1 protein-coding gene is annotated in these 1,957 nt (G+C 71.8%); it reads left to right on the plus strand.

Translation table 11 applies throughout. The features are described 5' to 3' along the window. Positions 1–562: 562 nt before the first annotated feature. Positions 563–1,762 carry a hypothetical protein gene (locus tag LzC2_RS21285; protein ID WP_171190030.1) on the plus strand — a complete coding sequence of 400 codons (1,200 nt, stop codon included), beginning with the start codon at positions 563–565 and terminating at the stop codon, positions 1,760–1,762. Positions 1,763–1,957: the final 195 nt, after the last annotated feature.

Below are 1,957 nucleotides of genomic sequence, written 5' to 3' on the forward strand. Positions count from 1 at the left end.
GCCCCAAGGCGCCGGGCGATCGGCCGACGGGGGTCTCCGGGCCGGCCGGCATTCCGGCGCCTTGGGGCAGGTCGGAACCGGCAGAGCGAAAGCGGGCCATGAACGAGCCGGGGGCGGGGCGGACGCACGAACGTCCCGAGCCGGCGGGCGGAAGCCGAATGCGAGACGGAGACCGGAAGCCGGCTCGGGGAGAACCGGAAATCCGGCCGGGGAGGGACCGGGGCATCGCAGGCGGAGCGATGTGCGCTCAGTATCCACGGGCGCGAAGGGGCCGGTCAAATCGCGAGTAGAACGCGGGAACAGCTTGTCAAGCGGTTTTCCCGAACCCCAATGCGTTATGGGGCAGGAAAATATCTGGTGCGGTCCACGTTGACCGTCCGCCGCTGATCGTCCCAAACCCGTCGGAAGTCGGATCAAAATTTTTCAGAACGATCCGCACGACCGACCCGCCCAACGCCGATAGCAGCCGGTAGCGAACCGTGTCGGGTCGGCGTGCGCCGGTCCCGGCTCTTTTTTCGACGCCCGCGTTCCGGCGCCCGATTCCTCAGACCCCGGCAGTCCGATGCCCCGCCCCGCCGCCCTGCTCTCGAAAGCGTTGGCGCCGGTCGCGTTGGCGCCGGCGCTCCTGCTCGGTTCGCTGGGCACTACGATCGCGGACGAGACGGCGGACCCGTCCGGTTCGCTGGCGGCGGCGTTCGAGCGGGCGGCCGCGACGCCAGAGTTGTTCGCGGACGACGGTCCCGCCGCCTGGGTCGCCGTCCGCGCGCCCCGCACCGCCGCGGAGCGTTCCGTGATCGCGGAGGCGCTCTCCTGGTGGGGCGAGCAGACCGCCAAAGGCACTGAGCAGACCAATTCGCCGACGGGCTCGCCCGGCGCTTCTTCGCCCGCCGGCGCTCCCCTCGCCTGGTGGTCGGCCGGCGACGACGCCCCGGCTGCCGCACTGCTCTCCTGGTGGACCGACGCCCCCGCGGACGATTCCCCGACGGACGATTCCCCCGCGGCCGAGAGCCAAGCCGGCCCGAGCGAAGCGGGCGGCGTGACGCCGATCGCGGGGGTGCAAACCGCGGTCCCGACGGTGGCGACCGCCCTGGCCTGGTGGTCGCCGCAGGCGGAGACCGAGGCGGACGCCCGCGAACCGGACCGTGCCGCCGCGGACCTCAACGAACCGATCGCCGGGGACCAGATCGCCGGGAATGCGGGCGCGGGGGCGGAACAGTCGGTGTGCGACCGGCTGAACTGCCTGTTCCCCCCGCTGCGGGAGATCGACGCGGGGCTGAACACCCCGACGGCGGTGCTGGCGAAGACGGTGCGGCCTGTGCGAAGCGCCGACGGCTCCTGCGAACGGTTGGTGCCGACGGCGTATCGGGACGTCGCTCCGCCGGAGGACGCGGTCGGCCCCTGCTTCGCCGCGACCGGCCTCCTGGACGGCACGCCCTACGACTGCCGTCCGCGGACGCTGGCGATGCCCTTCTGCTTCTCCCATCGCCCGCTGTATTTCGAGGATCCGAACCTGGAGCGCTGCGGGATCTCGACCGGTCCGCTGACGCAGCCGATCGTCTCCGGGGCGCACTTCTTCGGCACGGTCCCGCTGCTGCCCTGGTGGGCGGCGACGCGGCCTTGCAACGAGTTGGTCCGGGCCACGCCCTACTGCCCGCCCTGCCGGAAATACGATTTCGCGGCGAACTACCTGCCGCCGCCGGAGGCCCCCGGCGCCCTCGCCGAAGGCGCCGCACTGTCCGCCTTCTTCCTGCTGCTGCCGTGAGAGGCTGAGCGAGACCGGCCACCCCGCGTTTCTCCTCTCTCCCTCAGGGAGAGGGGCTGGGGGTGAGGGTGAGCGAACTCTCGCACGCAGCCGGCCAGAGTATTTGGCAAGAGGCGAGAGGAGAGCGGCGGCGGCAGGTAGTTCGCCGCGAAATCGTATTTCCGGCAGGGCGGGCAGTAGGGCGTGGCCCGGACC

The organism is Alienimonas chondri, assembly GCF_013036045.1.
GTDB lineage: Bacteria > Planctomycetota > Planctomycetia > Planctomycetales > Planctomycetaceae > Alienimonas > Alienimonas chondri.

Coding starts and splice junctions, on each gene's coding strand:
- LzC2_RS21285 (WP_171190030.1), top strand. CDS start 563: ATGCCCCGCCCCGCCGCCCTGCTCTCGAAAGCGTTGGCGCCGGTCGCG.